Raw genomic sequence first — 24,726 nt, forward strand, 5'->3', positions numbered from 1 at the left:
GTTCATCCCTCCACGGCGGGGAGCGCGCTCGGCACTGCCGAGCGCGCCCAGCGGCTGACACGCTGACCTTACCCGGGCCTGAACGCTTGAGCCAAACATTTGTTTTGTACAAGCGTGCCAAACATATGTATGGTCGCCGTCATGACACAAGCAACCTCCCGCCCCCTTTCCGGCATGCCCGTGAAGGCGGGACGCAAGCAGTGGATCGGGCTGGCCGTGCTGGTCCTGCCGGTGCTGCTCATCTCCGTGGACCTGCACGTGCTGTCGTACGCGCTGCCGTTCATCAGCGCCAGCCTGTCCCCGAGCGGCTCCCAGCTCCTGTGGATCATCGACATCTACCCGTTCATGCTGGCCGGGCTGCTCCTGCCGATGGGGACGCTGGGCGACAGGATCGGCAGGCGACGGCTGCTCATGATCGGCGCGGCGGCGTTCGGCGCCGCCTCCGTGATCGCCGCCTTCTCCTCCGACTCGGGTATGCTCATCGCCACCCGCGCCCTGCTCGGTGTCGGCGGGGCGACGCTGATGCCTTCGACGCTGTCGCTGATCAGGAACATGTTCCACGATGACGGCCAGCGCCGCGCCGCCATCGCGGTCTGGACCGGCGCCTTCGCCGGTGGCGCCATGCTGGGCCCGCTGATGGGCGGAGCCCTGCTGGAGCACTTCTGGTGGGGTTCGGTGTTCCTGGTCAACCTGCCGGTGATGGCGATCCTGTTGATCACGGCCCCGCTGCTGCTGCCGGAGTCGCGTGACCCGCGGCCCGGACGTTTCGACCTGCTCGGCGTGGCGCTGTCACTGGCCGCGATCCTGCCGACGATCTACGGCGTGCAGCACATCGCCCAGGAGGGCCTCGGCTGGCCGCCGGTCCTGGCCATCGCGGCCGGCCTGGCCTCGGGGGCGGCCTTCATCCAACGCCAGCGCACCGTGCCCGATCCGATGCTGGACGTGTCGCTCTTCCGCAGTGGCGCCTTCACCGCGGCGATCGGCGCCAACACCCTCGGCGTCTTCGCGATGGTCGGCTCGAGCCTGTTCACCACGCAGTACCTGCAGATGGTCATGGGCGCAGGGCCGTTCGAGGCGGGCCTGTACGCTCTGCCCTCGGCGGGGACGGCGATGCTCAGCGCGGCGCTCGCTCCCGTTCTGGTGCGGAGGATCCCTCCCGGCCTCGTGGTCTGCCTCGGACTGCTCATCGGAGCCGGCGGCTTCGCGCTCCTGGCGCTGCTCGACACGAGCGGCCGGACCACGCCACTGGTAGCCGGGATCATGCTGATGGCCGGTGGGATCACGCTCGTGCTGACCGTCTCCTCGGACCTCATCATCGCCACGGCGCCGCCCGAGCGAGCCGGCTCGGTGGCGGGGCTGTCGCAGGTCGCCACGGAGTTCGGCGGCGCGCTCGGCATCGCGATCCTGGGCAGCATCGGCACGGCCGTCTACCGCGGCCACCTCACGGGACACTCTCCCGAGGGTGTGTCGTCGCAGGCCGCGGCGGCCGCCCGCGAAACCCTCGGCGCCGCCCTGCAGGTGGCGCGGCACACGTCCGAGCCGACGGGGCGGGCACTGGCCGCCGCGGCGCGCGAGGCCTTCACCCAGGGCCAGCACTACGCCATGATCACGGCCGCCGCCTGTCTGTGCCTCATGGCGGTCCTGGCGCCGATCCTGCTGCGTGCCGTACGGCGGAGCGGACAGCACGCCCGCGACAGCAGACCGATGGGGTGATCGCCCCGGCGGCGACCGGCGGCCCCGATGTCAGTCGCCGGTCGTCGCGGCCGTCGCGATGACCCGCATGCCCTGGGAGAGATCGTGGGCGGTCGGGGCGTGGTCCGGGTCGACAGCCCACTGCACCAGCATGCCGATGAGCAGGGTGAGCAACACCCCGGACGCCTCGTCGCCCTCCTGCTGGAGCAGTCGGCCCAGCTCGGCCCGCGCCCTCGCCTGGCCGTCCGCCAGTTGCTCCCGCACTTCGGGGGAGTGCGGCGCCTGCGCCAGGGTGTCGACATTGGCCAGCCACAGCGCTCGCTTCTCGCGGAAGGAGTCGATCAGCGCGGCCCAGAACGCCTCGAGACGCTCGCTCTGTTCACCGTGCGAACTCTCGGGGAGCGCCTTGAAGACCTCCTGGACGGCCTCGTCGGTCGCCTCGATCATCGCCCGGTTGAGCAGCGCGTCCTTGGAGCGGAAGTGATAGTTGATCGCGGCCAGGTTGCTCCCTGAGACCGCGATGATGTCCCGCACTGTGGTGTGGGCATATCCCCGCTCGGCCAGGCACTGCTTGGCGGCGACCAGCAAGTCCTCAGGAACCCCCACGCCCGGAACCCTACCAGCGCGGCCCGCCCCTGCTTCGCCCCGCCTAGGCGCCGACGTGCACCATGACGGCCCGCCGTCCGGGTGGGCAAGGCGAAGATGGAAAACTAGGTTGTCATGGACATCTGCCGCAGGAACAACGTAACGGTGACCGGCCGCTCGGACGGGCCGGTGGTCGTGCTGGCACACGGATTCGGCTGTGACCAGAACATGTGGCGCCTGATCGTCCCCGCCCTGACCGAGCGCTACCGGGTGGTGCTCTTCGACTACGTCGGCTCCGGCGGTTCTGAGCTGTCGGCGTGGAGCGAGGACCGCTACGCGTCGCTGGACGGCTACGCCCAGGACGTGGTGGATGTCTGCGACGAGCTGAATCTTGAGCGGGCCGTGTTCGTGGGGCACTCGGTCAGCGCCATGATCGGTGTGCTGGCCGCGCAGGCGGCCCCGGAGCGGATCGGGGCGCTGGTGATGGTGACCCCCTCGCCGTGCTACATCGACGACGACGGCTACCTCGGCGGGTTCACCGCGCAGGACATCGACGAACTGCTGGCAGCGCTGGAGGCGAACTACCTGGGCTGGTCATCCACGATGGCCCCGGTCATCATGGGCAACCCCGAGCGCCCCGAGTTGGGGGAGGAGCTGACCAACAGTTTCTGCGCGACCGATCCCGACATCGCGCGGGTCTTCGCCCGCACGACGTTCCTGTCCGACAGCCGTCAGGACCTGAAGAGCGTGCACGTGCCGACGCTGGTGCTGGAATGCGTCCAGGACGTCATCGCCCCGCGCGAGGTCGGCGCGTTCGTGCACGCCGCGATCCCCTCCTCCCGCCTGGTCACCTTGGACGCCACGGGTCACTGCCCGCAGCTGAGCGCGCCGGAGGCCACCGCGCGGGCCGTCCTGGACTTCCTGGAGTCCCTGTGATGTGCCGGACAGAGCAGGACCCCGAGTCGTCAGAGACCGAGGACGAGGCCGACACGGACGCGGTGTTCATCGCGCTGCTGGAGGACAGTGCCGAGGAACTGTACGAGTCGGCGCCGTGCGGGTATCTGTCCACGCTGATGGACGGCACCATCGCCAAGATCAATGCCACGCTGCTGGGCTGGCTCGGCTTGGAGCGCGAGGCGGTGGTGGGGCGTAGACGTTTCACCGACCTGCTCACTGTCGGCGGCAAGCTGTACCACGAGACCCACTTCGCGCCCCTGCTGCGGATGAAGGGCGAGCTCAGCGGCATCGCCCTGGAGTTGAAGACCGCCGACGGCGGCCGGCTTCCGGTGCTGGTCTCCTCCACCGTCAAGCACAGCAGTGAAGGCGAGCCGCTGCTGATCCGCACCACTGTCTTCGACGCCTCCGATCGCCGCACCTACGAAGAGGAACTCCTGCACCGTAAGCGGGAGGCGGAACTGGCCAGGGCGGAAGCCGAGCAGGCACGCGCGGAGGCGGAAGAAGCGCGACGGCAGGCCGAGACCGACCGCGCCCGGCTGGCCGACGCCCTGGCCGTGCTGCAGCAGTCGCTGCTGCCGGCGTCGCTGCCGGCCGCGCCGGGGTTGGAAACGGCCGTCTACTATCACACGGCCTCCCCCGACCGGCTGGGCGGGGACTTCTACGACCTGTTCCCCATCGACGGCACCCGCTGGGGATTCTTCCTCGGCGACGTGTGCGGCAAGGGACCCGAGGCCGCGGCCCTGACCTCCCTGGTCCGCTACACCCTGCGCGCCGCCGCCCTCCACGACCCTGAGCCGGCTGCCGCCCTGGCCACGCTGAACTCCGTCCTGCACGAGCGGTACGCCGCCAGCGGCGACGTCCGCTACTGCACCGCCATCTTCGGCATCGTCGACACCGGCACCCGCACTGGCCACGCCACTGTCCGCCTCGCCTCAGGCGGGCATCCCTCGGCCCTGATCCTGCGGGCCGGCGGCCACGCCGAGTTCCTGCCCACCCCCGGCGGCCTGCTCGTCGGTATCCTGCCCACCGCGCCCGCCACCACCGCCGAGACCGTCCTCGAGCCCGGTGACACCCTCCTGCTCTACACCGACGGCCTGACCGAGGCGCGCACCGGGCCCACCCACAACAGCCTGTACGGCGAGGAAGCCCTGCACGCCTTCGCCACCGCTCACGCTCCCTGCACTCCCCAGGAAGCGATCAGAGCGCTGAGCGAGTTGCTGGACAGCTTCGGCGACGGTCTCGACGACGACACCGCCCTGCTCGCCCTCGGCGTTCCCGCCGCCCCTCCGCACGTCCGCCCGGCAACGAAACACGAACGATGAGCTCGCTGACCATCACCGACAGAGACGCCGCCGCAGGACCCGTTGTGGAAGTCGCCGGCGACCTCGACTACACCCACGCCGCCGCCCTGCGCAGACAGGTCGAGCGCCTCACTCTGCGACCAGGCCAGCGCCTGGTCATCGACCTGGCCGGCCTGAGGTTCTGCGACTCCAGCGGTATCACCGCACTGCTCGCGGCCCGCCAGCACGCCCTGGCCGCCGGCGCCGACATCGCTCTGGCCGCCGTTCCCGCCAACACGCTGCGCATCCTGGCCGTCATCGGCCTCGACCGGGTCTTCACCATCCACCCCGCCGCCCGCACCGCCTGACCGACGTCGCCCCATGAAGCGCCGTCGCCTCGGGCGGCGCGCACCGTCCGAGCCCACGGGAGCGGCGAACGTGGGCTGCTAGTCTCGATATATCCAAATATTTAGATGGATGTATGGAGGGGCGATGTCCAAGGTGCTGGTGGTCGGGGCGGGGGCGCTTGGGCAGGTCTTCGGCTCCTGGCTGGCCGAGGGGGGAGCCGAGGTCAGCTTCCTGGTGCGGCAGGGCAGGGAGGGCTGGGCCGAGGACGGGGTGGAGCTGTTCCGGCTGAGGAAGGGCCGGCCGGCGGTCGGGAGGCGGCTGGTGCCGCACCAGGTGATCAGCCGGCCGCCGCGAGAAGCGTGGGACATGGTGTGGCTCTGCGTCGACTCTCCCGCGCTGCGCGGAGACTGGACGCGTGAGCTGCGCGCGGCGGCCGGTGCGGCGACCGTGGTCACCATCGGCCAGGACCCGCACGACCTGGACACCCTGGCCGGGGTCTGGCCGCGGGAGTCGATCGTCCAGGTGACGCCGACGCTGCTCGCCTACCAGGCGCCACTGGCGGGGGAGGTACCGGGCCAGGGTGTGGCCTACTGGGTGCCGCCAGGCTCGGCGATGGGGGTCGCGGGGGCGCGCGCCCCGCAGGTCATCGACGCGCTGCGGCGCGGCGGTGCGCGGGTGAGGCGGGTGCGCAAGGCCGGGTCCGGCGAGGTCACCGCCGCCAGACTGGTTCCCTACATCGCCGCGATCGAGAGCGCGGGCTGGTCGTTGCGGGCCGTACGGAGGAGGTTGGGAGGTGCGGCGGCGGCCAGCCGCGAGGCGGTCGCCGTGACGGCGGCTCAGCACGGAGGGCGCCCCCCGCTGTCCGTGCCGGCCTGGGCCGTGGGCCTGGCCCTGCGCGCGTTGCCGCTGCTGACCCCCTTCGACCTGCCGCGCTACCTGCAAGCGCACTTCACCAAGGTCGGCGCGCAGACCCGGCTGATGCTGGACGGCTGGATCGCCGAGGGCGCCGCCCGCGCGCTCCCCGTGACCCACCTCGTCGCCCTTCGCGACTCCCTTCCCGAAGGAGCGCCGGCGTGAGCGGCCCGGTGGCGGCTCAGGACGTTGTCGCCCTCTTCGCGCAGACCAGGCCGCTGTTCACCGCGCTGGGCGACGAGCGCAGGCAGGAGATCATCGTCTTCCTCCTGGAGTCCGCCGATCCGCGCAGCGTCGGCGAGATCGCCGCCCACCTGAACCTGTCCCAGCCTGCGGCCTCCCACCACCTGAAGATCCTGCGCGACGCGAGGCTCGTGACGGTACGGCGCAGCGGCACCCAGCGCCTGTACGCCCTCAACGCCGCCGACTACCCGCAGCTGCTGACGCCGATGCGCGACCTCGCCACGTTGATCGTCTCGTGCGCCACGGCATCACCTCCGCGATGACGCGTTCATCCGTACGTGCATGAGACCGGCCGTGATGTCGACGACGCGCTGCTGTGAAGAAGGAGATCTGGTAAGCCAACGTTCCATAGTTACCCGAGACGAAGGAAAGTTTCTAGAGGGTAGCCACTAGAGAAAATTTCTTCCCCGAACTTATTGACCTTGGGCCTGACCAATCGCAAAGCTCTTGGGCATGACGGTCACTGTCCGCGCGTTCGCCCCCGGTGACGAGCACTCTCTGATCGAATCCTGGAACCGGAGCCTGCCAGGCGACCCCACGACCGCGGCGTGGTTTCGCGACTGCGTCCTGCTCGACCCCAACTTCGACCCTGAAGGCCTGCGCGTGGCCGTGGCGGAGGGGCGCGTGGTGGGATGTGCCTACGCCGTCCGCCGGCTGACGCCGCTCGCGCCGGGCACGGACCTGGAGCCCGAGACGGGCTGGATCCCGTTCTTCTTCGTCGCGCCGGACCACCGGGGTGGCGGGCTCGGACGGCGCCTGCTCACCGAGGCGCTGGAGTTCCTGCGGGCCAGGGGGAGGACGCGGGTCGACTTCGCCTCCTACACGCCCAACTACGTGCTGCCCGGCGCTGACCCCGAGCTCTACCCCGACGGGTTCGCCCTGCTGACCGGTCTCGGGTTCGGCACCCTCTACTCGCCGGTCGCGATGGACCGCACGCTGGTCGGCTACCTGACACCGCAGGACGTGCACGAGCTGCGCGCCAAACGGGAGAGCGAAGGGTACGGCTTCCGCAGCCCTGCCGACGGCGAACTGCCCGAGCTGATCAGGTTCGCGGCCGACGAGTTCAACCCCGACTGGGGTGAGGCGATCCGCCACCACAGGGACCCCACCCGCATGGTCATCGCCAAGAAGCGGGACCGGCTGGTGGGGTTCGCGCTGTATGCCGCCTACCGCGGCATCCCCGAGCGGTTCGGGCCCTTCGGCGTGGACGAGGGCGAGCGGGGCACCGGGCTCGGCAAGATCCTGCTTCACCTCACGATGACGAGGATGCGGGCCGAGGGCCTGCACTCCTCGTGGTTCCTCTGGACCGGAGAGGCCAGCCCCGCCGGACACCTGTACACCCGGGCGGGATACCAGGTCACCCGCCGCTTCCACGTCATGAGGTGGACGGCATGACCCATGTCCTGGCCATCGGGGCCCACGCGGGGGACATGGACCTGACGGCGGGAGCCGTACTCGCGCAGCATGTCCTGGAGGGGCGGCGCGCCACGCTCCTGCACCTCACCCTCGGCGAGCGCGGGCACCCGCGCCTGCCCGTGCCCGACTACGCCAAGCAGAAGCGCGACGAGGCCGAGGCGTTCGCGGGGGCGATCGGCGCCGAGGCCAGGTTCCTCGACTACGAGGACGGCCTGCTGCCCGAGGACGAGGACGTCAAGATGCGCGTCGGCGACCTGATCAGGGAGCTGCGCCCCGACGTGATCCTGACCCACTGGAGCCGGTCGATCCACAAGGACCACGCCCGCACGCACCGCATCGTCGAGGACGCCCGCTTCTACGGCGGGCTGAAGACGCTGGAGCGGGAGCGGCCCGCGCACTGGGCGGGACAGCTGTTCTACGCGGACAACTGGGAGGACGCCGAAGGCTACCGGCCCGACGTCTTCTTCGAGCTGACCGACGAGGCCTACGAGGTCTGGTCGGAGGCGATCACGGGCTACGCGTTCGCCCGTGGGGAGACGTACGGCTTCCCGTACGTCGACTACTACCGCGCCCTCACCACCGTGCGCGGCGCTCCTGCCGGTCTCCGCAGGGCCCAGGCCTTCGCGGCGCCGGTCGGCTCCCGTGACCTCCGTGTGAGAGGAACCTTCTGATGAGACGTTTAACCGCAGTCGTCCTGGCGCTCGCCCTGGCCGCCGGGTGTTCGAGCGGCGGGGCATCCACCGCCAAGGGCGCGGCGCCGCCCCTGGTGATGCACGCCATCGACTCGGGCACCTTCCAGGAGAACTTCAACCCGTTCCACCTCGAAGGCGTGAACTTCGGCACGACCGGGATGATCTACGAGACGCTGGAGTACTTCAACAAGCTCAGGCCCGGCGAGGTCAAGCCGTGGCTGGCGTTGAGCCACGAGTGGGCCGACGAGGGCAAGGCGCTCACCTTCACCCTGCGCCAGGGCGTGAAGTGGACCGACGGCAAGCCGTTCACCGCAGACGACGTGGCCTTCACCTTCGACACCATGAGCAGGCACCCCGAGCTCAACAAGGGGGCACTGGAGATCTCGGGGACCGAGGTGCTCGCCCCCGACAAGGTGCGGATCGACTTCAAGACCACGTCGTACGCCAAGCTCTTCAACATCTCAGGCAACACCGCCATCGTGCCGAAGCACCTGTTCGAGAAGGAGAACCCGGTCACCTTCACCAACCCGAAGCCGGTCGGCACCGGGCCGTACAAACTCTCGAAGTTCTCCGCACAGCTGTACGAGATGACGAAGAACCCCGCCTACTGGCAGCCGGGCAAGCCGGTCGTCCCGACGATCAGGTTCCCCGCCTACACCGCCAACGCGGTCCAGACAGGGCTGCAGCAGGGCGAGATCGACTGGGCGGGCGCGTTCGTGCCCGACATCGACAAGATCTACGTCCAGGGCAAGCCGGAGATCAACAAGTACTACTTCCCGCCTGAGGGCGTGGTCTCGCTCCTGCCGAACCTGACCCATCCCGTCCTGTCCAAGCCCGAGGTACGGCAGGCCATCAACCTGGCCGTCGACCGGGACAAGATCGTCAAGGTGGCCGAGCGCGGCTACACCGAGGTCGCCCATCCGACCAGCATCCCGATGCCGGGCGGCGAGGCGTTCCTGCCGCCCGAGTACAAGGACGCGGCCTACAAGGTGGACGTCGAGAAGGCCAAGGAGCTGCTGAAGGGCGTCGACCCCGCCCAGCTGACATTCACCCTGCTGGTGCCCTCGCCGTTCACCGACTGGGTGAACGCCGCCCAGCTCATCAGGGAGGACCTCGCCAAGGTCGGCATCACGGTCGAGACCAGGGGCGTGGCCTTCCAGGACTGGGTGTCCAAGGTCGGCAAGGGCAACTACGACCTGTCGATCAGGGCCACGCCCGCGGGCGCCTCGCCGTACTTCCAGATGAGGTCGCTGCTCCTCAGCGAGCTGGCCAAGCCCGTCGGCACCGCCGCCACCGGCAACTACCAGCGGTGGAAGGACCCTGAGACGGACAAGCTGATCAACGCCTACGCCGCCACCGAGGATCTGGCCGAGCAGCAGCGGGCCACCCAGGAGCTCGGCAGGATCATGGTGGAGAAGCTGCCGGTGCTGCCGCTGTTCTACAGCCCCGCCTGGGCGCAGTTCAGGACGAACAAGTACGTGGGCTGGCCGTCGGCGCAGGACCCGTACGCGATGCCCTCGCCGTACACCTCGCCCGACGCGGCCGTGGTGCTGCTCAACCTGAGGCCCGCGGGCACGTGAGGTTCCTGACCAGGCGGCTCGGGTTCTATCTCCTCACGGCCTGGGCCGCCGTCACGCTCAACTTCCTGATCCCGCGGCTGATGCCGGGGGATCCGGTGGACCTGCTGGTGGCCAGGCTCAAGGGCAACGTGGACCCGGCCGCGATCGAGGCGATGAAGAAGGCGTTCGGCATCAGCGACGCCGGCCTGTGGACGCAGTACGTGGACTACCTGGGCAACCTGTTCCGCGGCGAGCTCGGGCGCTCGATCACGTTCTTCCCGACCGAGGTGTCCACGGTCATAGCCGACAGCCTGCCGTGGACGATCGGGCTGGTGGGCGTGGCCACGCTGATCAGCTACGTGGTCGGCACCTCGCTCGGGGTGCTGATGGCCTGGAAGCGCGGCACCTGGCTCGACGGGGTGCTGCCCGCCGCGACCTTCCTGCACGCGGTGCCGTACTTCTGGGTGGCGCTCGTGCTGGTCTTCGTCTTCGGCTCGACGCTGCAGTGGTTCCCCGGCTCGCGAGCGTACGGGCTGGAGGTGACGCCCGGCTTCGACGCGGAGTTCCTGGCCAGCATGGCCTACCACGCGACGCTGCCCGCGGTCACGATCGTGCTGGCCTCGATGGCCGACCGCATCCTCGGCATGCGCAACGTCATGGTCACCACGCTCGGCGAGGACTACGTCGTCATGGCCGAGGCCAAGGGGCTGACCAGCCGCCGCGTCATGTGGGCCTACGCCGCCCGCAACGCGATCCTGCCCAACATCACCAGCTTCGCGCTGTCGCTGGGCTTCGTGGTCGGCGGCTCGGTGCTGACCGAGATCGTCTTCTCCTATCCCGGCATCGGCTCGATGCTGCTCAAGGGCGTGGAGAACGAGGACTTCCCGCTCATGCAGGGCATCTTCCTGGTGATCTCTCTGGCCGTCCTCGTCGCGAACCTGCTGGCCGACCTCGCCTACGTGATCCTCGACCCAAGGACGCGCCAATGAAGATCCGCATAGGCATCGGCATCCTGGTCTTCTTCGTGCTGATGGCGCTCCTCGGGCCGCTGCTGCTGCCCGCCGACCCGGCCGCGACCAGCGACGCGGGGCTCCAGGGCCCGTCGGCCGAGCACTGGCTCGGCACCACGCAGACCGGTCAGGACGTGCTCACGCAGATCGTGCACGGCTCGCGGGTCTCGATGGGCGTCGGCCTGCTCTCGGCGGTCATCGCCACCTTCTTCGCCATCGCCGTGGGCCTGGTCGGCGGCTACTTCGGCGGCGCGGTCGACGAGGTGCTCTCGGTGCTCACCAACATCTTCCTGGTGCTGCCCGCGCTGCCGCTGATCATCGTGCTGGCGGGCTACCTGCCCCAGCGCGGCGTCACCTCGGTCGCGGTGGTGATCGCCGTGACCGGCTGGGCGTGGGGCGCGCGCGTGCTGCGCGCCCAGACCCTGTCCGTACGGCGGCGCGACTTCGTGGAGGCGGCCAGGGCCGGCGGCGAGGGCCCGTTCAGGATCGTCTTCTTCGAGATCATGCCCGTGCTGCTGCCGGTGATCGCCACGAGCTTCCTCGCCACCGTGGTCGGGGCCATCCTGGCCGAGGCCGGGCTCTCCTTCCTCGGCCTGGCCGACCTGTCCACGGTGAGCTGGGGCAGCATGCTCTACTTCGCGCAGAACGGCCAGGCGCTGCTGGTCGGCGCCTGGTGGTGGTTCGTGCCGCCCGGGCTCTGCATCGCGCTCATCGGCACGGGGCTGGCGCTGGTCAACTTCGGCCTGGACGAGATCGCCAACCCCCGGCTGCGCACGGTCAAGCTCCCCAAGGAGGCGAAGGCGTGAACGTCCTGGAAGTGCGCGGGCTCGGCGTCGACTACCTGTCGTCGAGCGGTGCCGTCCACGCGGTCGCCGACGTCTCGCTCGACCTGCGACGCGGCGAGATCCTCGGGCTGGCGGGGGAGAGCGGCAGCGGCAAGTCCACGCTCGCGCACGCGATCGGGCGGCTGCTGCGGCCACCGGCCACGATCACCGGCGGCTCGGTGACCTACCATCGGGCCGAAGGCCCGCCCGTGGACGTGCTGGGGCTGAGACGCGAGGAGCTGCGCGCCTTCCGGTGGAGGGAGCTGGCGGTCGTCTTCCAGAGCGCCATGAACTCGCTCAACCCGGTCAGCACGGTCGGCTCGCAGATCGACGACGTGCTCCGCATCCACGTCCCCGGCATGTCGAGGAAGGCGCGCGTCGAGCGCTCGGTGGAGCTGCTGCAGCGGGTCGGCATCAGCGCGGACCGCCGGCGCAGCTACCCGCACGAGCTGTCAGGCGGCATGCGCCAGCGCGCGGCGATCGCCATCGCGCTGGCGCTCAACCCGGAGATCATCATCATGGACGAGCCCACCACCGCGCTCGACGTGGTGGTGCAGCGCGACATCCTCCACGAGATCAGGGCGCTGAGGGAGGAGTACGGCTTCGCCGTCCTGTTCATCACCCACGACCTGTCGCTGCTGATGGAGATCTCCGACCGGATCGCCATCATGTACGCGGGCAGGGTCGTCGAGACCGGCAACGCCCGAGCCCTGCACAAGGCCCCGCGCCACCCGTACACGCTGGGGCTGCTGCGCTCCTTCCCCCGCCTGCACGGGCCGCGCGAGGAACTGCTCGGCATCCCAGGCACCCCGCCCGACCTGCGCTCGCTGCCGTCCGGCTGCGCCTTCCACCCGCGCTGCCGCTTCGCCTTCGACGCCTGCGACTCGACCCTGCCGCGGCTCGATCCCGACGTGGCCTGTCTGCTCAACGAGGGGAAGGGGGTCCAGTGAGCGAGGTCGTGCTCGAAGGCAGGAACCTCACCAAGCACTTCAGAGCCGCCCGCGGCCGGGGCACCGTCCGCGCGGTCGAGGACGTCTCGCTGGCGCTGCGCGCCGGGTCGGTGACGGCGCTGGTGGGGGAGAGCGGCTGCGGCAAGAGCACCGTGGCCAGGCTGCTGGCCCAGGTGTATCCGCCGACGTCGGGCGAGGTGCTGCTGCGCGGGCGGAGGGTGAGGGGCTTCAGGGAGTACAGGCGGCAGGTGCAGCTGATCTTCCAGGACCCGTTCGCCTCCCTCAACCCCTTCCACCGGGTCCGCTACCACCTGGCCAGGCCGATGCGCGTCCACGGGCACGTCCGCTCCACCGCGCACGAGCGCGAGCTGGTGGCCGAGCTGCTGGAACGGGTCAGCCTCACGCCCGTCGAGCAGTTCATGGACAAGCTGCCGCACGAGCTGTCGGGCGGGCAGCGGCAGCGGGTGGCGATCGCGCGGGCGCTCGCCGTACGGCCGATCGCGCTGATCGCGGACGAGCCCGTCTCCATGCTCGACGTGTCGATCAGGCTCGGCGTGCTGCGGCTGCTGGAGAAGCTGGCCGACGACAGCGGGCTGGCGCTGCTGTACATCACGCATGACATCGCCAGCGCCCGCTACTTCGCCGAGGACATCACCGTCATGTACGCGGGACGGCTGATCGAGAGCGGCCCCGGCGAGGCGCTCACCCAGGCGGCCCGCCACCCCTACACCCAGCTGCTGCTGGACTCGGCTCCCGACCCCGACAGGGTGACGCCGCTCGACGGAACCCGGCACGGCGAGCCGCCCAGCCTGATGGCGCCGCCGAGCGGGTGCCGCTTCCACCCGCGCTGCCCCGTCGCGCTGCCGATCTGCGCCACGCGGGTGCCGGGCCGCACCGAGCTCGGCGACGGCCGGTGGACCCACTGCTGGCACGCCGAGGCCGCTGGACTCCGGCACAACTGATCCGCAAGCGGTCCCAAGTGATCCGCAGTTCGGTCGCGGTGAACTCTTTCGTGTCCCGACGAAAGAGAAGGAGTCATGCGATGTCGCGTTCTTCCAGGGTCGGCAGGCGGCTCACAGCCGTCGTGCTCGGCGTCCTCGCCGCCGGCGTGATCGGCGGCGCCACCGCCGCTCCGGCCCAGGCGCAGGACATGGAGTGGGTGTGGGACTGGTGCTTCGACTGGGAGGGCGGCGGCTACGGCATGTGCTGGCGTCACCTCTGAGACAGGCTCAGAAGTAGCGGGGCGTGAGGTCCGTCGTCGGCCACGACGTGATGCCCATGGCGGCGTCGTACAGCTGCTCCTGCAGCGCGTCGTAGTCGGCGGCGCCCTCCTCCTCCCGCCGGTTGAACGTCGCGCAGAAGGTGACTCCGTTGTGCATGCGGGTGAGGATCGCGAACGTGCCGGGCAGCGAGCCGTTGTGCCAGGTGTTGAGGCCCGAGCCCATGGTGCGAACCCACCAGCCGCCCGCGTACCAGGAGCCGTGCTGGTTGAGGCCGGTCTCGGGCTTGGCCAGCAGTTTGGCGACCGAGGCGGAGCTCAGCACGCCGCCCCCGCCCGTGAAGATCGTGGAGAGCCTGACCAGGTCGATCGCCGAGGCCAGCCAGCCGCCCGCGGAGTCGAGGTTGGCGTAGTTGGCGCCGCCGTACGGGTGGGGGACCACGGCGCCCGAGTCGTCCAGGACCGTCTTGGCCGTGTACTTCGAGTGGTAGGGCAGGCCCTCCTCGACGCTCCTGCTCAGCCGCATCCTGGTGATGCCGACAGGGGCGAGCACCTTCTGCTTGACGTACGACTCGTAGCTCTGGCCCGAGGCCTTCTCGATGATCCGGCCCAGCAGCAGGAAGTTGTAGTTGTTGTACGACATGCGGGTGCCGGGGGCGAAGTCGAGCGGCCGCTGGGTGGCGTACTTGAGGATGTGCGCGTGCGTGATGGGCAGCGGCACGTCCAGGGTCGCCGAGATGGCGTGGTCGGAGAACAGGTAGTCGCGCTTGGACACCTCCTTGTCCCAGCCGCCGAGGTTCTGCATCAGGCGCAGGACGGTCACCTTGGCCAGGCGCGCGTCGGCCGCGGCCGACAGGCCGAGCAGAGTGGTCACGGAGGCGCCGAGCGACAGCTTGCCGTCCTGGACGAGTCGCATGATCGCGGCGCTGGTGATGTGTTTGCTCAGGCTGGCGATCCGGAACAGCGAGGTCGGCTGCACCAGCGCGAGGCCGGCCTTGTTCCCCCGCCAGATGAGGGGCCCTGCGGTGGGGGAGGCGCTGGGGCTGGGGCTCACGCTGGGGCTCGGGGTCGCGGTGGGGGTCGGCGTCGGTGTCGGAGACGGGCTGGGCGAGGGAGCACGGGTGAAGGAGTAGTGCCCGTAGCCGCGGGCCAGCAGGATCTTGCCGTTCCTCGAGACCGCGAGCTGGGCGCAGCTGATCGAGCGCGCCTGGACGAAGGTCTTCAGCATGGTGTCGAGGCGGGCGAGCTGGGCGGGGACGATGCCCGTGGTGGTCAGCTCGCTTTCGGCCGCGGCTGGACGCAGGCCAAGGGCGAGAGCGGGTACGGCTCCCGCGCTCGCTGCGAGGAGGTTCCTGCGGCTGATAGTCGTCACTGCTGACTCCCTAGTCCCAGATATGTCAGGCAGCACCGTATATTACGGACATACCGCAGGTAGGGTTTGTGGCCAATTGCGAGGCCCCGAAGGGGTCGACCGGCTGCACGCGATCTCCTCCTGACGACCGAGTATCAGTGCACCTCCTTGCGGACCACGCGCAGGACGCCCGCGGCCATCGGCGCGACGATCCAGAGGAGCACGGACACGGCCAGCCGAATCGCGTCGCCACCGGTCAGTGCGCCGTCCATCAGGGGACCGGTGGTGGCGCCCAGGTCGAACCACTCGGCCAGGAAACTGCCGGTGGGACCGGATCGTCCGACGGCGCTCCACAACATCGGCGCCGCCAGGCAGATCACGATCGCGGCCGGCGCGTTGAGGAGCAGCATGCCCATGGCCAGCCCCTGCGCGACCACGAGCACACCCGTGACGGCCCATCCCAGCAGGGCCAGGGGGTCGGCATCCCAGACGGCGGGGACGTCCTGCACGTCGGCGACGACGGCCGTCACGGGCACCGCGACCAGCATCGCGAACAGGCTCGCCACCACTGCCGTGATCAACGGGGGCAGGCACTTGGCCACCAGCACCCGACGGCGTCGGGGTTCGAGCGCGAACGTGGTCAGGACGGTGCGATGACTCCATTCACCCGTCACGGAGAGGATGCCGAGCACGGGGAGCAACGTTCCGTAACCGATCCCCGCGGTGGTGGCCAGGACGTCCAGCCGCGGACCCGAGGAGAGGCCGCGACCGACGATGGAGGCGAGGGTCAGCGCGATCAGGACGGCGGTCATGATCTTGCCGCTGCGGGTGTCGAAGAGCTTGCGGGTCTCGGCCCACAGCAGCCGGCGGAACGGGGTCGGGACCGTGGTGTGGGTCATGTCGTGCTCCGTCCGGAATTCGCGGTGAGGTCGAGGAAGGCCTGTTCGAGACCGCGGCTCCCGCTGAGCTCGCCGACGGTGCCCTGCGCGAGGACGCGTCCGCGGCCGATCATCACGATGCGGTCGGCGACCTGCTCCACCTCGTGCAACAGGTGTGAGCTGAGCAGCACCGAGCAACCCGAGCCCGCGAGGTCGCGCAGCAGCCCGCGCATCCACTGGATGCCGTGGGGGTCGAGTCCGTTGGCGGGCTCGTCCAGGATGAGCGCCTCGGGCCGGCCGAGGAGGGCGTGACCGATGCCGAGCCGCTGCCTCATGCCGAGCGAGTAGCCGCCGACGGTCTGCCGTCCCTGCCTGGCGGTGAGCCCGACCAGGTCGAGGATGTCGTCGACGCGTGACCTCGGCAGGCCGAGGACGATCGCGCCGAGGGTCAGGATCTCCCGTCCTGTGCGGCCCGGATGCTGGGCGCCGGCGTCGAGCAGCGTGCCGACGCGGTAGGCGGGGCGGTCCAGCTGCCCGTACGGCCGGCCGAGCACGGTGGCCGAGCCCGAGGTGGGACGGGACAGGCCGGCCAGGATGCGCATGGCCGTCGACTTGCCCGCGCCGTTGGGGCCGAGGAAACCGGTGACGGATCCCGGCTCGACGGTGAAGGACACGTCGTCGAGCGCCTTCACCTCTTTGTAGACCTTGCTGACGTTGTTGAACTCGATCACGCATCAAGTCCAGCGGGCGCGCGGCCGAGCATCATCGCCCCCAGGTAGCGCGCTGCCGCCCTCGATGTGGACCTGCGGCCAGGCAGGTGTCGACCTGGGTCGCTGAGCGCGGCCGCCCACGGTACCTAGGCTGAGGGCGTGCACGATCCCACGGAGTACCAGCCGCCCCTGGACCGGCTCGGCATGGCGCTGCGCTACCTGTTCGCCGCGCTGCCACTGCTGTTCTACGGCATCCTCCTGGCCTCGATGACCGACCGCGCCCCCTCCGCCCAGGACGTGCTGAGGTCGCTGCTGCTCGACATGGGGCTCGGCGCGATCGGGCTGGTCCTGATGCGATGGCGGCGCCGGTGGCCATGGCAGGTCGCCCTGGCGACGGCCCTGCTGACCGTCATCTCCTCCACCGCGACCGCTCCCGCGTGCGTCGCGTACGTGTCCCTGTGCACGCATCGCCGGTGGCGGCAGCTGGTACCGGTCGCGGTCGTGTTCTGGCTGTGCCTGGTGGCGTCCACCAGGTGGCAGGGCACCGACCAGCTGACCGTCTTCTACGGCGTCGTCGGGGCCCTCGCGCTCGGAGGGCTGACCGTCCTCGGCCTCTACCTGCGCGGACGCCGTGACCTTGCCGCCTCGCAGCGAGCGGCGGAGCGGACCGCACAGCTCCAGCGGGTGGAGCAGGCGCAGATGGCCGAGCGGCTCGCGATCGCGCAGGAGATGCACGACGTCCTCGCGCACCGGATCTCTCTGCTGTCGATGCTCGCCGGCGGCCTGGCGTACAGGAAGGACCTCACCGCCGAGCAGACCCGCGAGGTGGCGTCGGCGATCCAGGAGAACGCGCACCAGTCGCTGAACGAACTGCGCGCCGTCCTCGGCACGCTCAGGCGCGAAAGCCTCGTGGAGGCCCCGCAGCCGACCCTGGCCCACCTGGACGCCCTGTTCGACGAGGTGCGCGCGGCCGGACAGCAGGTCGAGGTGGACGACGCGATCCACGACAGGAACCTGCTGCCGGCACAGACCGCGCGGCACACGTACCGGATCGTGCAGGAGGCCCTGACCAACGCCCGCAAGCACGCGCCGGGCAGCAGGGTGACGGCCGAGCTGCGCGGGCGGCCGGGTGACGGCCTGCGGATCACGGTGAGCAACCCCGTGCCCGCGGGGACGCCCGCGGGTCCCGGCGGCAAGCTGGGGCTGGTCGGCCTGGCCGAACGCGCCAGGATGGCCGGCGGCACCATGAGCCATGCCGTCAGGAACGGACGCTTCGTCCTCGACGCCCGGCTGCCGTGGAAGGCTTGACACCGTGACTCGACTGGTGATCGTGGATGACGACCCGATGGTGCGGACAGGGCTGCGCCTGATCCTCGGCGGCGACCCCGGCCTCGAGATCGTCGGCGAAGCGGGCGACGGCCTGCGGGCCATGGCGGTGGTGCGCGACCTCAGGCCCGACGTCGTGCTGATGGACATCAGGATGCCCGTCCAGGACGGGCTGACCACCACGGAGCTGATGCTGGCCAGGCCGCATCCGCCCAGGATCGTCGTCCTCACCACCTTCGACGCCGACGACATGGTGCTGCGCGCCCTCCAGCTCGGCGCGAGCGGCTTCCTGCTCAAGGACACCCCGCCGCCGAAGATGATCGAGGCGGTCCACGCCGTGGCGAACGGCGAGCCGGTGCTGTCCCCCAGCGTCGTCCACCAGGTGATCGCCGCGGCCACCGGCAGGCACGAGCCGCGGCGCCCCGAAGCGCGGCGGGAGCTGTCCAGGCTCACCGAACGCGAGCGCGAGGTCGCGATCGAGGTGGCCAGGGGCAGCTCGAACGCCGAGATCGCCGAACGTCTGCACATGAGCGTCGCGACCGTGAAGGCGAACGTGACGCGGATCTTCGCCAAGCTGGGGACCGACAACCGCGTCCACGTCGCCATGAGGGTGCGCGACGCGGGCCTGCTGTGAACCAGGTCCCGGTACCGGCGGCGAGGCGGCAGGTCAGGCGGGGGGCAGGACGTCGGCGAAGGACGGCGCCCCCGGTTCGGGTGAGAGGCGCGTCGCCGTCGCGGTGAAGCTGATCGCGTGGTACCAGCCGCAGAGCAGGAGCAGGTCCAGGAGCTGACGGTCGTCCATGGCCCCGGCCAGCGCCGCCCATAGTTCGTCGCCGATGTCGGCGGTGTCGTGCAGGGCGTCCACGGCCCTGATCAGCAGCCGGTCACGCTCCGAGGTCCAGCACGCGTCCCGTGCCGTGCCGTGCGTCAGGGAGGTGACCTGCGCGGGGGTCAGGCCCACCCGCTCGGCGAACATCATCACGTGCACGCCCCACTCGTACTCGCAGCCGCAGCGCGCGCACGTCCTCGCGATCACGATCTCCCTGTCACGCATGCCGAGCGTCAGGTCGCGGCCGAGCTCGTAGCGGCCCCATCCGTGCATGGCGACGGTCATGGGCAGGTTGCGGACGAAGGTCCTGAACAGGGCGATGGGCGGCACCCCCACCGGCATCATCGCCGCGAGCTGGGCTTCGGCCTGTTCGGAGTAGGGCGGGTCGAGCGGGGCGATTCTGGGCAACGGGACTCCTCGCGTTTCGGAATCAGAAACACCCGCCGATGCTAATGTTGCTGAAAACGAAACGCAAGGAGAGTCATGGCTCCGCGTCCCGGCACCCCTGTGCGCGGTTCGACCACCGGCCGGCCGATCATGGCCGCGATGGATCTCCTGGGGCGGCGCTGGGCGCTGCGGATCATCTGGGAGCTGCGCGACGGTCCCGTGGGGCCGCGGACCCTGCTGTCCCGCTGCCAGGGGCTCTCCTCCAGCGTCCTCTACCAGCGGCTCGGCGAACTGGCCTCCGCGCAGGTCGTCGCCTCCTCGAGCGACGGGTACGAGCTGACCCCCCTCGGCGCGTCGCTCGGCCACGCGCTGGCGCCTCTCGACTCCTGGGCCACCACGTGGGCCGAGGTCCTCTCGCCGCCGCCGGGCGTGACGGCGGCCTCGCAGCCGCCGCCCGCGAGCGGAGGCGGCGGCTGACGCGGAGGTCAGGGTCGATGCCGGGTGGCCGAGGTCGCATGCGCCCCGCGGCCCAGCACGGGGACGAGCACGGCCGCGACCGCCAGATGCATGAGGGACAGCATGACCTTGGCCCCCGCCGTGGCCCCGACGCCGAGGATCGGCACGAAGGACAGCACCAGGACCGCGACGGCCAGCACGGTCCAGACGAGCCCGGCGCGACGCGGCGCGCGGCGTTCCAGTACGGCGAGCACCCCCCAGCCGAGCAACGACAGCATCAGCGTGAAGCCGGCCACCATCGGCAGGCCGACGACCATGGGCGGCCGGCCGTCGCGCTGATCGACCGTGAGGTCGATGCCCAGGATCAGGGCGAGGAGCCAGAGCAGGCTGGTGGCCAGGACGGCGCCCGCGACCGCGACGGGTCGTGACCGGCGGCTTCCGGGGCGGGCGCTGCCGGTGATGGTGGCCATGTCGGCCATGAGGTCCTCCTTCGGGGCGGATAACTGATCCTCAAATGTAGGAGGGGGTTGGAAGATGCTGAATGCTCCACAGTCGCGGATTTATACGTGGTCGTCTTCTGCTAGCGTCGCCGCATGGATGTGCTCAGCGATGTGATCGCCATCATGCGCTCCGGGAGGCCCCGCTCGGCAAGGGTCGCCTGGCACGGTCCGTGGGGGCAGCGCTTCCCCTCGGTGCCGGGATCGGCCGGATTCCAGGTCATCCTGCAGGGATCCTGCTGGCTCATCCCGCCGACCGGCGACCCTGTCGCGCTCGGCGTGGGCGACGTGGTGTTCTTCCCTCACGGCCACGGGTACGGCCTGGCCGACAGCCCGGCGGCGTCGCTGGCCGAGCCCGCCTGCGACCCGATGGAGGACACCGAGCTGTTCGTCTCCGACTTCGTCGGGCAGAACGGGCCCGTCACGGTGACACTGTGCGGCGGCTACCAGCTCGACCCCGCCAGGGCCCACCCGCTCCTGCGCGACCTGCCCGAGGTCATCCACCTGCCCGCCAGGGTCGGCCAGCACCCCGAGCTGCGTGCGGCGGTCGACCTGCTCGGCGCCGAGGTCGACCATCCAGGCCTGGGCGCCGACACCCTCGTGCTCGCCCTGCTGGACATGCTGCTGGTGTACATCCTGCGCGCCTGGTTCGCCGGCCGGCCCGCGCAGAGCCAGGCCGCCGGCTGGTCGGCCGCCCTGGCCGACCCGGCGGTCAACGCCGCCCTGCACGCCATCCACCAGGACCCCGCCCGGCCCTGGACGGTCCAGACCCTCGCCGATCGGGCGCGCCTGTCGCGGGCCGCCTTCTCCAAGCGCTTCACCGCCCTGGCAGGCCAGCCGCCCCTCACCTACCTGACCTGGTGGCGCCTGGCCGTCGCGGCGCGGATGCTGCGAGAGTCCGACGCCCAGCTCGGCGAGGTCGCCACGCGCGTCGGCTACACCTCCGAGTTCGCCTTCGCCAACGCCTTCAAACGTGAGTACGGTCTCGCGCCGGGCCGATACCGCCGCCAGGGCGGAGAGGCGGTCTCCGCCTCCGCCGCCGCGACGTAAGCCGATCGCTCGTTCAGCGGCCGCCGCAGGTGGCGGCCTCGGTGTGAGCGGCGGGGCTCCACCGGGGCCTGAGCGTCAGGCCGTGGGTGGCCATGGCGAGAGCCCGCTTCGTGGAGATCGCCAGGGATCTCCACGCGGGCGGGGCTAGATCGACGAGCGGTTGACCGAGCGCGGCAGCAGTGCGAGCAGGACGACCAGCGCGGCGGCCACGGGGACCCCCCAGAAGAGCACCTCGGGGACGGCGGCGGCCGTCGCCTCGGCGGTCTGGGCGCCGCCGCCCTGCAGCTGCCTGGTCAGCAGGCTGCCGAAGCTCGCGACCCCGAGCGACATGCCGAGGCCGCGCACCGACAGTGTGGCGGAGGTGACGGCCGCGAGATCGGCGGGCGAGGCGGCGTTCTGCGCGACGACCACCAGGTTCTGCATCAGGAGCCCGAACCCGACGCCCAGCACGCCGAGTTCGAGGGCGAGCACGGCGTAGGCGGTGCCCGGTCCGATCTGGCTGACCAGCGCGAAGCCCAGCACCACGACGAGCGAGCCGGCGACCAGCGAGGACTTGTACCTGCCGCTCCTGCCGACGCGGGCGCCGGCGAGGAACGACACCGCCATGAAGGTGACGACGTACGGGTTGAGCGCGAGGCCCGCCTGCGTGGCGCCCATGCCGTACGCGCCCTGCAGATAGGTGGGCAGGTAGACGATCGAGCCGCCGAGCAGCGCACCGAGGAGCGTGGTGGCCGGCAGGGCGACCCGCAGCGTGGGGTCGGCGAACAGCTTCGGCGGGAGCAGCGGGTTGACCGCGCGCCGCTCCCACCACACGAAAGCCGTCAGGAGCACGGCGAAGGCGCCGATCAGCCCGAGGATCACGGGGGAGGCCCACGCGTGGGCGTGACCGCCCCACTCGGCCACCAGCAGCAGGCTCACCGTCGCCCCGACGAGCAGCACGGACCCCGCGACGTCGATCCTGCCGCCCCCTCCTGTCCTCGGCAGCCGCAGCGCGAACGCGACCATGGCGATGCTGAGCAGGCCGAGCGGCAGGTTGATGTAGAAGATCCAGCGCCAGCCCACGGCGTCGGTGATCGCTCCGCCGGCCAGCGGCCCGCCCACGCTGGCGACGGCGAAGACACCGCCGGTGAGACCCTGCACCCTGCCGCGCAGGCGCTGCGGGTAGAGCTCGGACAGCGCGATCGTGGGCAGGACGAACAGCGCGCCCGCGCCGATGCCCTGCAGCGTCCTGGCGGCGATCAGCTGGGGTGTCGACTGCGCCACGCCGCACAGCACGGAGCCCGCGATGAAGACGGTGACCGCGGTGACGAAGACGGCGCGCCGTCCGAATCGGTCGCTGAAGCGGCCGTAGAGCGCGCCGGTGGTGGTCGAGGCCAGCACGTAGGAGGTCACGATCCAGCCGATGGCGTCCATGCCGCCCAGGTCGGCGGCGATGTCGGGCAGCGCGATGGCCACCACCGTCTGGTCGAGGACCGACAGCAGCATGCCGATCAGGAGCCCGGCCGTGGCCAGCGGAACCCGGCTCGCTCTGGCCGGGGCGTCGGATGCGGTCTGGATGGACTGCGACATGACGCTCAACCCCCGGCCCTGGCGAACGGGTGGGGCAGGGCGAAGTCGGCGCTGAGCAGGTCCTGGTCGATGACCGCCGCGGCGACGGTGCCGCTCGCCGCGGCGGCGACGACGGCGGCCAGCGGCATCGGCACGGTCGCCCTTCGCGCCATGTCGCCTGCCGCGTAGACGCCCGGCACGGTGGTCTGGCCGAACTCGTTCACCTCCACGCAGCCGTCGGAGAAGGCCCTGCAGCCCAGCAGGGCGGCCAGGCCTGAGCGCTGGCGTGGCGCGTTGACGACGAAGAGCGCCTCCCTGTCCAGCGGCGGGCCGCTCTCGAACACGATCTGCTCGAGGCGATCGCCCGTCGCCTCCAGACGGGCGACGGGCTCGCATCGCACGGTGACGCCGTTCGATTCGAGCGTCGCGCGCGAGGCCGGATCGAGCGCTCCGCCGTCCGTGCAGAGCGCGACGTCGGAGGCGAAGCGGCTCAGCTGCAGCGCCAGCCGGACACGGGGTGGCTCGGAGCCCATCACCGCGACGGCCTTGCCGGTGCACTCGTAGCCGTGGCAGTAGGGGCAGTGGAAGGCGGAGCGGCCCCACAGCGGGCCGGTTCCGCGCGGGCCTGGCAGCTCGTCGGCCAGTCCGGTGGCGAGCAGGAGCCGCCGCGCGCCTGCCGTGTCGCCGCCGGACAGAGACAGGCGGAAGGCGCCCCGATCGGTGCAGCTCACGGCGGTGACGGCTTCGTCGCGCACCCGGACGCCCGGGTAGGCCGCCAGCTCGGCGCGGCCGAGTTCGCGCAGCTCGGCGGGCGGGGTCCCGTCGCGGGTGAGGAAGTTGTGGACCGCCGAGGCGGGGGCGTTGCGGCCCTCTCCCGCGTCGATCAGAAGTGTCGTGCGGTGGGCCCTGCCCAGGGTCAGCGCCGCGGACATCCCCGCGGGGCCCGCGCCGACGATGACGACATCGAACAGGCATTCGTTGCTTGACATGAGAGAGAGTCTGCAAGTTAATGTCAACATGAAGTCAAGTGGTTCCATGCGCATCGGGGAGCTGGCCGAGCGGTTCGGCCTCGCGCCGCACGTGCTGCGCCACTGGGAGTCCATGGGCCTGCTCGCCCCCGCCACCAGGGTGAGCGGTCGCCGCCAGTACACCAGCGACCACTTCGTCAGGGTCATGACGATCCTGCGCGCAAAGTCGGCAGGGATGAGCCTGGAGCAGATCAGGGAGGTCCTCGGCGTCCCCGGGCAGAAAGAGCGGCGCGAGATCCTCGAGCGGCACCACGCCGAGCTGGAGCGGAGGCTTCACGAGATCGCGGCGTCCAAGGCGCTGATCGAGCACATCATGCAGTGCCAGGCCGACGACTTCACCCAGTGCCCCGGCTACCGGCGGCTGGCCGAGAGCGAGGCCGGTGGCTGGAACCTCCACGAGAACGTGTGCCTGGTGGAGGACCGGCCTGTCTGACGTGAATCGCCGCGACACGATGGCATGATCCTTGAGGTGGCACAGCGGCGGAAGTTCACGGTCGTGCTGGAGCACGCGGCGCTCGTGACCGGGTTGATCGTGCTCTACTACCTGATCCCGATCGGCGAGGGGTCCGACGTTCCGAGGGTCGGCCTGGGAGCGGCTCTCTTCCTCCTGGGCGTGGCCGTCCTCGTCTGGGTGTTCGCCCGCCACACCCTCGCTGTGGCGCGCAGGGACAGGCAGGCTCGGGTGGGGATACTCCTGTACCTGCTGTACGCCGCGACCTCCTTCTTCGCCTTGAGCTACTACGCGGTCGCCAGGATCGACGGCGACCAGTTCGCGGACCTGCACACCCGCACCGACGCGCTGTACTTCACGGTCGCGACCATCGCCACGGTCGGGTTCGGGGACGTGCACGCCGTCGGCCAGCTGGCCCGCGCCCTCGTCACCGTGCAGATGGCCTTCGACCTGGTCATCATCGCGGCGCTGGTGAGCGCCTACCGGCTGACGTTCGCCCACAGGAGCGAGCGCTGAGGGCCCGCCACC

The 24,726-nt window shown here is 70.7% G+C and carries 28 protein-coding genes; 20 read left to right on the forward strand and 8 right to left on the reverse strand.

The features are described 5' to 3' along the window. The first annotated feature begins 141 nt into the window (after positions 1-141). Entirely contained in the window at positions 142-1,713 is a 1,572-nt protein-coding gene (locus tag ABFX55_RS48420; protein ID WP_346130877.1) for an MFS transporter, read from the forward strand. 30 nt (positions 1,714-1,743) lie between these two features. Here ABFX55_RS48420 and ABFX55_RS48425 read toward each other — a convergent pair whose 3' ends face one another. Then, positions 1,744-2,298, reverse strand: a complete 555-nt coding sequence (locus ABFX55_RS48425; RefSeq protein ID WP_346130879.1) for a TetR/AcrR family transcriptional regulator — start codon at positions 2,296-2,298, stop codon at positions 1,744-1,746. A 114-nt stretch (positions 2,299-2,412) separates the two neighbouring features. On the opposite strand from ABFX55_RS48425, the gene ABFX55_RS48430 reads away from it, so the two are divergent. The 13 genes from ABFX55_RS48430 (at position 2,413) to ABFX55_RS48490 (ending at position 13,690) form a co-directional block, all read left to right on the forward strand. Next, a complete protein-coding gene (locus ABFX55_RS48430) occupies positions 2,413-3,213 on the forward strand; it encodes an alpha/beta fold hydrolase (RefSeq protein WP_346130881.1) in 801 nt (266 codons plus the stop codon). Continuing rightward, positions 3,213-4,556: a PP2C family protein-serine/threonine phosphatase gene (locus ABFX55_RS48435; protein WP_346131484.1), complete on the forward strand. Its 1,344-nt coding sequence runs from the start codon at positions 3,213-3,215 to the stop codon at positions 4,554-4,556. Before ABFX55_RS48430 ends, ABFX55_RS48435 begins: the two co-directional genes overlap by 1 nt. Beyond that, positions 4,553-4,882, forward strand: coding sequence for an STAS domain-containing protein (locus ABFX55_RS48440; RefSeq protein ID WP_346130883.1), 330 nt, complete (start codon positions 4,553-4,555; stop codon positions 4,880-4,882). The genes ABFX55_RS48435 and ABFX55_RS48440 overlap by 4 nt, the downstream gene beginning before the upstream one ends. Positions 4,883-5,006: 124 nt before the next feature. Further along, entirely contained in the window at positions 5,007-5,939 is a 933-nt protein-coding gene (locus ABFX55_RS48445) for a 2-dehydropantoate 2-reductase N-terminal domain-containing protein (protein ID WP_346130885.1), read from the forward strand. Next, on the forward strand, positions 5,936-6,280 hold the full coding sequence (locus ABFX55_RS48450) for an ArsR/SmtB family transcription factor (RefSeq protein ID WP_346130886.1): 345 nt from the start codon (positions 5,936-5,938) through the stop codon (positions 6,278-6,280). Before ABFX55_RS48445 ends, ABFX55_RS48450 begins: the two co-directional genes overlap by 4 nt. A 190-nt stretch (positions 6,281-6,470) precedes the next feature. Next, positions 6,471-7,412: a GNAT family N-acetyltransferase gene (locus ABFX55_RS48455; protein ID WP_346130887.1), complete on the forward strand. Its 942-nt coding sequence runs from the start codon at positions 6,471-6,473 to the stop codon at positions 7,410-7,412. Next, a complete protein-coding gene (locus ABFX55_RS48460; RefSeq protein WP_346130889.1) occupies positions 7,409-8,104 on the forward strand; it encodes a PIG-L deacetylase family protein in 696 nt (231 codons plus the stop codon). The genes ABFX55_RS48455 and ABFX55_RS48460 overlap by 4 nt, the downstream gene beginning before the upstream one ends. Next, the gene (locus ABFX55_RS48465; protein ID WP_346130891.1) at positions 8,104-9,705 is read left to right on the forward strand and encodes an ABC transporter substrate-binding protein; all 1,602 of its coding nucleotides are present in this window, start codon (positions 8,104-8,106) and stop codon (positions 9,703-9,705) included. The genes ABFX55_RS48460 and ABFX55_RS48465 overlap by 1 nt, the downstream gene beginning before the upstream one ends. Next, a complete protein-coding gene (locus ABFX55_RS48470; RefSeq protein WP_346130892.1) occupies positions 9,702-10,673 on the forward strand; it encodes an ABC transporter permease in 972 nt (323 codons plus the stop codon). The genes ABFX55_RS48465 and ABFX55_RS48470 overlap by 4 nt, the downstream gene beginning before the upstream one ends. Next, a complete protein-coding gene (locus ABFX55_RS48475) occupies positions 10,670-11,500 on the forward strand; it encodes an ABC transporter permease (RefSeq protein WP_346130894.1) in 831 nt (276 codons plus the stop codon). The genes ABFX55_RS48470 and ABFX55_RS48475 overlap by 4 nt, the downstream gene beginning before the upstream one ends. Then, entirely contained in the window at positions 11,497-12,468 is a 972-nt protein-coding gene (locus ABFX55_RS48480; RefSeq protein WP_346130896.1) for an ABC transporter ATP-binding protein, read from the forward strand. The genes ABFX55_RS48475 and ABFX55_RS48480 overlap by 4 nt, the downstream gene beginning before the upstream one ends. Continuing rightward, a complete protein-coding gene (locus ABFX55_RS48485) occupies positions 12,465-13,430 on the forward strand; it encodes an ABC transporter ATP-binding protein (RefSeq protein WP_346130898.1) in 966 nt (321 codons plus the stop codon). Before ABFX55_RS48480 ends, ABFX55_RS48485 begins: the two co-directional genes overlap by 4 nt. An 80-nt stretch (positions 13,431-13,510) precedes the next feature. Further along, positions 13,511-13,690: a hypothetical protein gene (locus tag ABFX55_RS48490; RefSeq protein WP_183658227.1), complete on the forward strand. Its 180-nt coding sequence runs from the start codon at positions 13,511-13,513 to the stop codon at positions 13,688-13,690. A gap of 7 nt (positions 13,691-13,697) precedes the next feature. Here the strand turns inward: ABFX55_RS48490 and ABFX55_RS48495 are convergent, their stop codons facing one another. The 3 genes from ABFX55_RS48495 to ABFX55_RS48505 form a co-directional block, all read right to left on the reverse strand. Next, positions 13,698-15,059 (reverse strand): serine hydrolase domain-containing protein, encoded by a 1,362-nt coding sequence (locus ABFX55_RS48495; RefSeq protein ID WP_346130900.1) that lies wholly within the window; start codon positions 15,057-15,059, stop codon positions 13,698-13,700. 134 nt (positions 15,060-15,193) lie between these two features. After that, positions 15,194-15,937: an ABC transporter permease gene (locus tag ABFX55_RS48500; RefSeq protein ID WP_346130902.1), complete on the reverse strand. Its 744-nt coding sequence runs from the start codon at positions 15,935-15,937 to the stop codon at positions 15,194-15,196. Further along, positions 15,934-16,647: an ABC transporter ATP-binding protein gene (locus ABFX55_RS48505; protein ID WP_346130903.1), complete on the reverse strand. Its 714-nt coding sequence runs from the start codon at positions 16,645-16,647 to the stop codon at positions 15,934-15,936. The genes ABFX55_RS48500 and ABFX55_RS48505 overlap by 4 nt, the downstream gene beginning before the upstream one ends. Positions 16,648-16,785: 138 nt before the next feature. Here ABFX55_RS48505 and ABFX55_RS48510 point away from each other — a divergent pair, with 138 nt between their 5' ends. Then, a complete protein-coding gene (locus ABFX55_RS48510; protein WP_346130904.1) occupies positions 16,786-17,934 on the forward strand; it encodes a sensor histidine kinase in 1,149 nt (382 codons plus the stop codon). A gap of 4 nt (positions 17,935-17,938) precedes the next feature. Further along, positions 17,939-18,586 (forward strand): response regulator, encoded by a 648-nt coding sequence (locus ABFX55_RS48515; protein WP_346130906.1) that lies wholly within the window; start codon positions 17,939-17,941, stop codon positions 18,584-18,586. A gap of 33 nt (positions 18,587-18,619) precedes the next feature. Here the strand turns inward: ABFX55_RS48515 and ABFX55_RS48520 are convergent, their stop codons facing one another. Then, complete coding sequence (locus ABFX55_RS48520; protein WP_346130908.1) at positions 18,620-19,189, reverse strand: carboxymuconolactone decarboxylase family protein; 570 nt, start codon at positions 19,187-19,189, stop codon at positions 18,620-18,622. 75 nt (positions 19,190-19,264) lie between these two features. Between ABFX55_RS48520 and ABFX55_RS48525 the strand changes: the two genes are divergently transcribed. Then, a complete protein-coding gene (locus ABFX55_RS48525) occupies positions 19,265-19,645 on the forward strand; it encodes a winged helix-turn-helix transcriptional regulator (protein WP_346130909.1) in 381 nt (126 codons plus the stop codon). A gap of 8 nt (positions 19,646-19,653) precedes the next feature. Here the strand turns inward: ABFX55_RS48525 and ABFX55_RS48530 are convergent, their stop codons facing one another. After that, positions 19,654-20,103 carry a DUF6069 family protein gene (locus ABFX55_RS48530; RefSeq protein WP_346130911.1) on the reverse strand — a complete coding sequence of 150 codons (450 nt, stop codon included), beginning with the start codon at positions 20,101-20,103 and terminating at the stop codon, positions 19,654-19,656. A gap of 114 nt (positions 20,104-20,217) precedes the next feature. On the opposite strand from ABFX55_RS48530, the gene ABFX55_RS48535 reads away from it, so the two are divergent. Continuing rightward, the gene (locus tag ABFX55_RS48535) at positions 20,218-21,171 is read left to right on the forward strand and encodes an AraC family transcriptional regulator (RefSeq protein WP_346130912.1); all 954 of its coding nucleotides are present in this window, start codon (positions 20,218-20,220) and stop codon (positions 21,169-21,171) included. A 144-nt stretch (positions 21,172-21,315) separates the two neighbouring features. On the opposite strand, the gene ABFX55_RS48540 is transcribed toward ABFX55_RS48535, so the two are convergent. Together ABFX55_RS48540 and ABFX55_RS48545 are read right to left on the reverse strand one after the other, a co-directional pair. Further along, positions 21,316-22,740: an MDR family MFS transporter gene (locus tag ABFX55_RS48540; RefSeq protein ID WP_346130914.1), complete on the reverse strand. Its 1,425-nt coding sequence runs from the start codon at positions 22,738-22,740 to the stop codon at positions 21,316-21,318. 5 nt (positions 22,741-22,745) lie between these two features. Next, a complete protein-coding gene (locus ABFX55_RS48545) occupies positions 22,746-23,708 on the reverse strand; it encodes an NAD(P)/FAD-dependent oxidoreductase (RefSeq protein WP_346130915.1) in 963 nt (320 codons plus the stop codon). A 46-nt stretch (positions 23,709-23,754) separates the two neighbouring features. On the opposite strand from ABFX55_RS48545, the gene ABFX55_RS48550 reads away from it, so the two are divergent. Together ABFX55_RS48550 and ABFX55_RS48555 are read left to right on the forward strand one after the other, a co-directional pair. Then, on the forward strand, positions 23,755-24,180 hold the full coding sequence (locus ABFX55_RS48550; RefSeq protein ID WP_346130917.1) for a helix-turn-helix domain-containing protein: 426 nt from the start codon (positions 23,755-23,757) through the stop codon (positions 24,178-24,180). 36 nt (positions 24,181-24,216) lie between these two features. Further along, complete coding sequence (locus tag ABFX55_RS48555; protein ID WP_346130919.1) at positions 24,217-24,714, forward strand: ion channel; 498 nt, start codon at positions 24,217-24,219, stop codon at positions 24,712-24,714. Positions 24,715-24,726: the final 12 nt, after the last annotated feature.

Source organism: Nonomuraea roseola, from assembly GCF_039535395.1.
Taxonomy (GTDB): Bacteria; Actinomycetota; Actinomycetes; order Streptosporangiales; family Streptosporangiaceae; genus Nonomuraea; species Nonomuraea roseola.

Bases quoted from the DNA above. Each gene is read 5' to 3' on its own strand.
- ABFX55_RS48420 (WP_346130877.1), top strand. From the start codon at position 142: ATGACACAAGCAACCTCCCGCCCCCTTTCCGGCATGCCCGTGAAGGCG.
- ABFX55_RS48430 (WP_346130881.1), top strand. From the start codon at position 2,413: ATGGACATCTGCCGCAGGAACAACGTAACGGTGACCGGCCGCTCGGAC.
- ABFX55_RS48435 (WP_346131484.1), top strand. From the start codon at position 3,213: ATGTGCCGGACAGAGCAGGACCCCGAGTCGTCAGAGACCGAGGACGAG.
- ABFX55_RS48440 (WP_346130883.1), top strand. From the start codon at position 4,553: ATGAGCTCGCTGACCATCACCGACAGAGACGCCGCCGCAGGACCCGTT.
- ABFX55_RS48445 (WP_346130885.1), top strand. From the start codon at position 5,007: ATGTCCAAGGTGCTGGTGGTCGGGGCGGGGGCGCTTGGGCAGGTCTTC.
- ABFX55_RS48455 (WP_346130887.1), top strand. From the start codon at position 6,471: ATGACGGTCACTGTCCGCGCGTTCGCCCCCGGTGACGAGCACTCTCTG.
- ABFX55_RS48460 (WP_346130889.1), top strand. From the start codon at position 7,409: ATGACCCATGTCCTGGCCATCGGGGCCCACGCGGGGGACATGGACCTG.
- ABFX55_RS48465 (WP_346130891.1), top strand. From the start codon at position 8,104: ATGAGACGTTTAACCGCAGTCGTCCTGGCGCTCGCCCTGGCCGCCGGG.
- ABFX55_RS48475 (WP_346130894.1), top strand. From the start codon at position 10,670: ATGAAGATCCGCATAGGCATCGGCATCCTGGTCTTCTTCGTGCTGATG.
- ABFX55_RS48490 (WP_183658227.1), top strand. From the start codon at position 13,511: ATGTCGCGTTCTTCCAGGGTCGGCAGGCGGCTCACAGCCGTCGTGCTC.
- ABFX55_RS48500 (WP_346130902.1), bottom strand. From the start codon at position 15,937: ATGACCCACACCACGGTCCCGACCCCGTTCCGCCGGCTGCTGTGGGCC.
- ABFX55_RS48525 (WP_346130909.1), top strand. From the start codon at position 19,265: ATGGCTCCGCGTCCCGGCACCCCTGTGCGCGGTTCGACCACCGGCCGG.
- ABFX55_RS48530 (WP_346130911.1), bottom strand. From the start codon at position 20,103: ATGGCCGACATGGCCACCATCACCGGCAGCGCCCGCCCCGGAAGCCGC.
- ABFX55_RS48535 (WP_346130912.1), top strand. From the start codon at position 20,218: ATGGATGTGCTCAGCGATGTGATCGCCATCATGCGCTCCGGGAGGCCC.
- ABFX55_RS48540 (WP_346130914.1), bottom strand. From the start codon at position 22,740: ATGTCGCAGTCCATCCAGACCGCATCCGACGCCCCGGCCAGAGCGAGC.
- ABFX55_RS48545 (WP_346130915.1), bottom strand. From the start codon at position 23,708: ATGTCAAGCAACGAATGCCTGTTCGATGTCGTCATCGTCGGCGCGGGC.
- ABFX55_RS48550 (WP_346130917.1), top strand. From the start codon at position 23,755: ATGCGCATCGGGGAGCTGGCCGAGCGGTTCGGCCTCGCGCCGCACGTG.